We start from the raw sequence: 6,000 nt of genomic DNA on the forward strand, positions 1-6,000 counted from the left end.
CATGTGCAGGTTCCCCGCACGATCCCCAGGCGTCATTCCGGCCCGACGGATCCCGCCCCGGCTCCGGCGCCGTGCGGACTACCATCACCCCATGACCCGTGTACTGCTCGCCGAGGACGACGCATCCATCTCGGAACCGCTGGCCCGCGCCCTGCGGAGAGAGGGGTACGAGGTCGAGGTCCGCGAGGACGGACCGACCGCCCTCGACACCGGACTCCAGGGCGGCGTCGACCTGGTCGTGCTCGACCTGGGGCTGCCCGGCATGGACGGCCTGGAGGTCGCCCGAAGGCTGCGCGCCGAAGGCCACGCGGTCCCCATCCTGGTCCTCACCGCCCGGGCGGACGAGGTCGACACCGTCGTGGGGCTCGACGCGGGCGCCGACGACTACGTCACCAAGCCCTTCCGGCTCGCCGAGCTCCTCGCCCGGGTCCGGGCCCTGCTCCGACGCGGCTCCACCGAGCCCGTTGCCGCCCCCACCACCCACGGCGTGCGGATCGACGTCGAGTCCCACCGCGCCTGGATGGGGGACGAGGAGCTCCAGCTCACCGCCAAGGAGTTCGACCTGCTCCGGGTGCTGGTCCGGGACGCCGGTCGGGTCGTCACGCGCGACCAGCTGATGCGCGAGGTCTGGGACACCACCTGGTGGTCCTCCACCAAGACCCTCGACATGCACATCTCCTGGCTCCGCAAGAAGCTCGGCGACGACGCGGCCAACCCCCGTTACATCGCGACGGTCCGCGGCGTCGGCTTCCGCTTCGAGAAGAGCTGAGGCCGGCGGCCCCGCACCGCGGTTCCACCGGGCCGGTCGGAGCGGGCGGCGAGCCCTGCCGGGCGATCCCGCGGCGGCCCCGCGGTGCCTGCCGCACGCCCCCGGCCCGGCGGCGCGGCCCCGCACCCCGCACCGCGCACCGCGGAGCCTCCGGCTCCACGGCCCCGGCCGGTGGGACGGTCGCCCCGTACGCTCGGGAGCGCCCCGTACCCCGCCCCGGAAGGCACCGCACCGTGCGCCGCCGCCTGATCAACTCCACGCTCGCCGTCGTCCTCGTCGTCATCGCCGTCTTCGGCTTCTCCCTCGTCCTGGTCGAGACCCGCACCATCTCCAACAGCGCGCAGGAGAGCGTGGACTCCGAGGCGCTGCGGATCGTCTCCATCGTCGACAGCCGGTTGATCGGCGGCGAGCCGGTCAACCCGGACATCCTCGCCGAGCAGAGCGGCGCCAAGAGGTACGCCCAGATCCGCATCCCCGGCCGCGACCTCATCGAGATCGGCACCCGCCCGGAGGGGGACGTCATCCGCGGCCTCGCCGAGGGCGAGCGCGGCGAGACCGTGGTGGTGGAGGAGTCCCGCTCCGTGGTCACCGCCGAGGTCGGCCGCACCCTGCTGATCATCGGTGCGGTGGCGCTCCTCGCGGTCGTCGCCGCCGTCCTCCTCGCCGTGCGGCAGGGGAACAAGCTGGCGTCCCCGCTGACCGACCTCGCCGAGACCGCCGAGCGCCTCGGCTCCGGAGACCCGCGCCCCCGGCACAAGCGGTACGGGGTGCCCGAGCTGGACCGGGTCGCGGACGTCCTCGACGCCTCCGCCGAGCGCATCGCACGGATGCTCACCGCCGAGCGCCGGCTCGCCGCCGACGCCTCCCACCAGCTCCGCACCCCCCTGACCGCCCTCTCCATGCGCCTGGAGGAGGTCGCCCTCGCCGATGACCTGGACACGGTCAAGGAGGAGGCGACGATCGCACTCACCCAGGTGGAGCGGCTCACGGACGTCGTCGAGCGGCTCCTCACCAACGCCAGGGACCCCCGCACCGGCTCCGCCATCGCCTTCGACCTGGACGAGGTCGTCAAGCAGCAGATCGAGGAGTGGCGGCCGGCCTACCGCAGCGCCGGGCGGGCCATCGTCCACTCGGGGAAGCAGGGGATGCGGGCGGTCGGCACCCCCGGCGCGGTCGCCCAGGTCCTCGCCGCCCTGATCGAGAACTCGCTGATGCACGGCGGCGGCACGGTCGCCCTGCGCACCCGCGTCACCGGCAACCAGTCGGTGATCGAGGTCACCGACGAGGGCCCGGGCGTCCCCGCCGACCTGGGCGCACGCATCTTCGAGCGGGCCGTCAGCGGTCGGAGCTCCACGGGCATCGGCCTTGCGGTGGCCCGTGACCTGGCGGAGGCGGACGGCGGCCGGCTGGAGCTGCTCCAGCAGCAGCCGCCGGTCTTCGCGCTCTTCCTGAGCCGGGAGGTCAGGAGCGTCCAGGGCGAACCGAGGGAGCGCCCCGTCCGCTGAACGTCCGTCCGCTGAACGTCCGTCCGCTGAACGTCCGCCCGGCGACGGCCCCGCCCCGCCCTGCTCCGGCCGACGTCGTCCCGCAGCCGCTCGGACCCGGTGGCGGGCCCGGTGGCGGGCCCGGGGTCAGACGCGGTCGGGCTGTCGGCGGGTCGCCTGTCGCGGGGCCCGCTCCAGGAAGGACTCGGCGGTCTGGACGGCTTCCTTCGCGGGCAGCGCCCGGAACACCCAGGTGCGGTAGGACCAGAAGCGGAAGAGGGTCGCGATGCCGATGCCGGAGAACTTGAAGAAGTTGCTCGCCAGCGGCCCGTCCCAGCCGAAGCCGTAGGTCGCCGTGTACAGGATGCCGTTCTCGATGACCAGGCCGACGAGGCTGAACAGCAGGAACAGCGTCAGTTCCTTGGTGCGCCCGGACTTGTCCCGGTCGCGGTACGTGAAGTAGCGGAAGCCGACGTAGTTGAAGGCGATCGCGATCACGGTGGCGATCAGGCTCGCCCGCACCACCGGAATCTCCGTGACGTTCCGGACCAGGTTGAAGGCGCCGAGATTGACCAGCACGCCGAGGCCGCCGACCACCCCGAACTTCGCGACCTCGCGGAAGAGCCCCTGGAGTCGCGTGCGCAGCACGCCGGGTTCACTCATGGTGATCGCTCTGTCCCGTCCGTCCGGGTGACGTCCGGGCGACGTCAACCCAACCATGCTAACCAGCGCCCCCTTCACCCACCCGTGGACCGCTCAAAGCTGTGGAGAACCTCTCCCCCGTCCGCGCCGGAACCGCTCGGATCTTGTGCCAAAGCACAGCCGGACGAGTGTTCCCTGATGGTGCGGATACCCTAAGAGGGTGACGTTCCCCGTAGTAGGCATGGTCGGAGGCGGGCAGCTCGCCCGTATGACCCACGAGGCGGGCATCCCCCTCGGCATCAAGTTCAAGCTCCTCAGCGACACCCCGCAGGACTCCGCGGCACAGGTGGCCGGCGAGGTCGTGATCGGTGACTACCGCGACCTGGACACGCTGCGTGACTTCGCACGCGGCTGCGACGTGATCACCTTCGATCACGAGCACGTCCCCACCGAGCACCTGCGCGCGCTGGAGGCCGACGGCATCCCCGTCCGGCCCGGCCCGGACGCGCTCGTGCACGCCCAGGACAAGGGGGTGATGCGCGCCCGGCTCGACCAGATCGGTGCGCCCAGCCCCCGCCACCGGATCGTGACCGACCCGGCGGACGCGGAGGCCTTCGCGTCCGAGGTCGGCGGCTTCCCGATCATCCTGAAGACGGTGCGCGGCGGCTACGACGGCAAGGGCGTCTGGTTCGTCCGCAAGCCGGAGGACGCCCGCGACCCCTTCCTCGCCGGCGTCCCGGTCCTCGCCGAGGAGAAGGTCGACTTCGTCCGCGAGCTCGCGGCGAACGTCGTCCGCTCCCCGCACGGGCAGGCCGTCGCCTACCCGGTCGTCGAGTCCCGTCAGGTCGACGGCGTCTGCGACACGGTCATCGCGCCCGCGCCCGACCTGGACGACGAGCTGGTGGGACAGGCCCAGGAGCTGGCGCTCCGGATCGGCCAGGAGCTGGGCGTCGTCGGCCACCTCGCCGTCGAGCTGTTCCAGACCACGGACGGCCGCATCCTCGTCAACGAACTGGCGATGCGCCCGCACAACTCGGGCCACTGGACCCAGGACGGCGCGATCACCTCGCAGTTCGCCAACCACGTTCGGGCGGTTCTCGACCTGCCCCTCGGCGATCCGCGCCCGCGCGCACCGTGGACCGTGATGTGCAATGTCCTCGGCGGCGACTACCCGGACATGTACTCCGCGTACCTGCACTGCATGGCCAGGGACCCGCAGCTGAAGATCCACATGTACGGCAAGGACGTGAAGCCCGGTCGCAAGGTGGGCCACGTCAACACCTACGGCGACGACCTCGACGACGTGCTGGAGCGCGCCCGTCACGCCGCCGGCTATCTGCGAGGAACGATCGTTGAGTAACCCGATCATTGGCATCGTCATGGGGTCCGACTCCGACTGGCCCGTGATGGAGGCCGCGGCACAGGCCCTGGACGAGTTCGAGATCCCGTACGAGGTCGACGTCGTCTCCGCGCACCGGATGCCGCGCGAGATGATCGCGTACGGCGAGGAGGCCGCGGGCCGCGGGCTCAAGGCGATCATCGCGGGGGCCGGCGGTGCCGCCCACCTGCCGGGCATGCTCGCCTCCGTCACCCCGCTCCCCGTCATCGGCGTCCCGGTGCCGCTGAAGTACCTCGACGGCATGGACTCGCTGCTCTCCATCGTGCAGATGCCGGCCGGCGTCCCGGTCGCCACGGTCTCCGTCGGCGGTGCCCGCAACGCGGGCCTGCTCGCGGCCCGGATCCTCGCCGCGCACGACGCCGACCTCCTCGCCCGGATGCGGGAGTTCCAGCAGGAGCTCAACGACCAGGCCACCGAGAAGGGCAAGCGGCTGCGCACCAAGGTCGAGGGTGCGGCGTCCTTCGGCTTCGCCAAGTGAGCGCGGCCGACCGTCTCGACGAGGCCAGGGAGCTCCTGGCCTCGTCGCCCGTGGTCGACGGTCACAACGACCTCCCGTGGGCGCTGCGCGAGCATGTCCGCTACGACCTCGACCGGATGGACATCGGCGCCGACCAGACCGGCGCGCTCCACACCGACCTCGCCCGGCTCCGGGCCGGCGGCGTCGGCGCCCAGTTCTGGTCGGTGTACGTGCCCTGCCGGTTGGCCGGTGACAACGCGGTCAGCGCGACCCTGGAGCAGATCGACGTCGTCGACCAGCTCCTCGACCGGTACGCCGCCGACCTGGCCCCGGCCCTGACGGCGGACGACATGGAGGCGGCCCGGAAGCAGGGCCGCATCGCCTCCCTGAAGGGCGCCGAGGGCGGCCACTCGATCAACAACTCCCTCGCCACCCTGCGCGCGCTGCACGCCCTGGGCGTCCGCTACATGACGCTCACCCACAACGACAACAACGACTGGGCGGACTCGGCGACCGACCGGCCCCGGGTCGGCGGCCTCTCCGCCTTCGGCCGGCAGGTCGTCCGCGAGATGAACCGCTCCGGCATGCTCGTCGACCTCTCCCACGTCGCCGCGACGACGATGCGGGACGCGCTCGACGCCACGGCGGCGCCGGTGATCTTCTCGCACTCCTCGGCCCGGGCGGTCTGCGACCACCCGCGCAACGTCCCGGACGACGTCCTGGAGCGGCTGCCCGCCAACGGCGGCGTCGCGATGGCCACCTTCGTGCCGAAGTTCATCCTCCCCGCGGCCGTCGAGTGGACCGCGCGGGCGGACGACAACCTCCGGGCGCACGGCTTCGACCACCTCGACACCACGGCCGGGGCGATGGAGCTGCACCGCGCCTTCGAAGAAGCGAACCCGCGCCCGATCGCCACCGCGGCCACGGTCGCCGACCACCTCGACCACATGCGCGAGGTCGCCGGCATCGACCACATCGGCATCGGCGGCGACTACGACGGCACCGCCTTCACCCCGGCCGGTCTCGATGACGTCGCCGGCTACCCCCGCCTGATCGCGGAACTGCTGCACCGCGGCTGGTCCCACCCGGACCTGGCCAAGCTGACCTGGTCCAACGCGGTCCGCGTCCTCCGGGACGCGGAAGCCGTCTCCCGCGACCTGAGCAGCCGTACGGCCCCGTCGAACGCCACCATCGAGGCGCTCGACGGCTCGTGACCGCCCGCGCGGAGGGCCCCGCACGACCGGGGCCC

At 72.3% G+C, this 6,000-nt stretch carries 6 protein-coding genes; 5 read left to right on the top strand and 1 reads right to left on the bottom strand.

From position 1 onward, the window contains the following. The first annotated feature begins 91 nt into the window (after window positions 1-91). Both ACFW2Y_RS21065 and ACFW2Y_RS21070 read left to right on the top strand, forming a co-directional pair. Entirely contained in the window at window positions 92-769 is a 678-nt protein-coding gene (locus ACFW2Y_RS21065; RefSeq protein ID WP_384881238.1) for a response regulator transcription factor, read from the top strand. A 233-nt stretch (window positions 770-1,002) separates the two neighbouring features. Further along, window positions 1,003-2,274 carry an ATP-binding protein gene (locus ACFW2Y_RS21070; protein ID WP_384881241.1) on the top strand — a complete coding sequence of 424 codons (1,272 nt, stop codon included), beginning with the start codon at window positions 1,003-1,005 and terminating at the stop codon, window positions 2,272-2,274. Between the two features lie 126 nt (window positions 2,275-2,400). Here ACFW2Y_RS21070 and ACFW2Y_RS21075 read toward each other — a convergent pair whose 3' ends face one another. Further along, window positions 2,401-2,916, bottom strand: a complete 516-nt coding sequence (locus ACFW2Y_RS21075) for a GtrA family protein (RefSeq protein ID WP_384881244.1) — start codon at window positions 2,914-2,916, stop codon at window positions 2,401-2,403. Between the two features lie 199 nt (window positions 2,917-3,115). Between ACFW2Y_RS21075 and ACFW2Y_RS21080 the strand changes: the two genes are divergently transcribed. The 3 genes from ACFW2Y_RS21080 to ACFW2Y_RS21090 are packed head-to-tail and all read left to right on the top strand — an operon-like array spanning window position 3,116 to window position 5,965. Then, window positions 3,116-4,255: a 5-(carboxyamino)imidazole ribonucleotide synthase gene (locus tag ACFW2Y_RS21080; RefSeq protein WP_384881246.1), complete on the top strand. Its 1,140-nt coding sequence runs from the start codon at window positions 3,116-3,118 to the stop codon at window positions 4,253-4,255. Window positions 4,256-4,274: 19 nt separating this feature from the next. Then, on the top strand, window positions 4,275-4,772 hold the full coding sequence (gene purE / locus ACFW2Y_RS21085; protein ID WP_384881259.1) for a 5-(carboxyamino)imidazole ribonucleotide mutase: 498 nt from the start codon (window positions 4,275-4,277) through the stop codon (window positions 4,770-4,772). Continuing rightward, window positions 4,769-5,965: a dipeptidase gene (locus tag ACFW2Y_RS21090; protein ID WP_384881249.1), complete on the top strand. Its 1,197-nt coding sequence runs from the start codon at window positions 4,769-4,771 to the stop codon at window positions 5,963-5,965. The genes purE and ACFW2Y_RS21090 overlap by 4 nt, the downstream gene beginning before the upstream one ends. Window positions 5,966-6,000: the final 35 nt, after the last annotated feature.

This window comes from Streptomyces sp. NPDC058877, from assembly GCF_042742855.1.
In the GTDB taxonomy this organism is placed as follows: domain Bacteria; phylum Actinomycetota; class Actinomycetes; order Streptomycetales; family Streptomycetaceae; genus Streptomyces.

What these genes read in the sequence shown, in the direction of transcription:
- ACFW2Y_RS21065 (WP_384881238.1), top strand. Translation starts at nt 92, where the DNA reads ATGACCCGTGTACTGCTCGCCGAGGACGACGCATCCATCTCGGAACCG.
- ACFW2Y_RS21075 (WP_384881244.1), bottom strand. Translation starts at nt 2,916, where the DNA reads ATGAGTGAACCCGGCGTGCTGCGCACGCGACTCCAGGGGCTCTTCCGC.
- purE (WP_384881259.1), top strand. Translation starts at nt 4,275, where the DNA reads ATGGGGTCCGACTCCGACTGGCCCGTGATGGAGGCCGCGGCACAGGCC.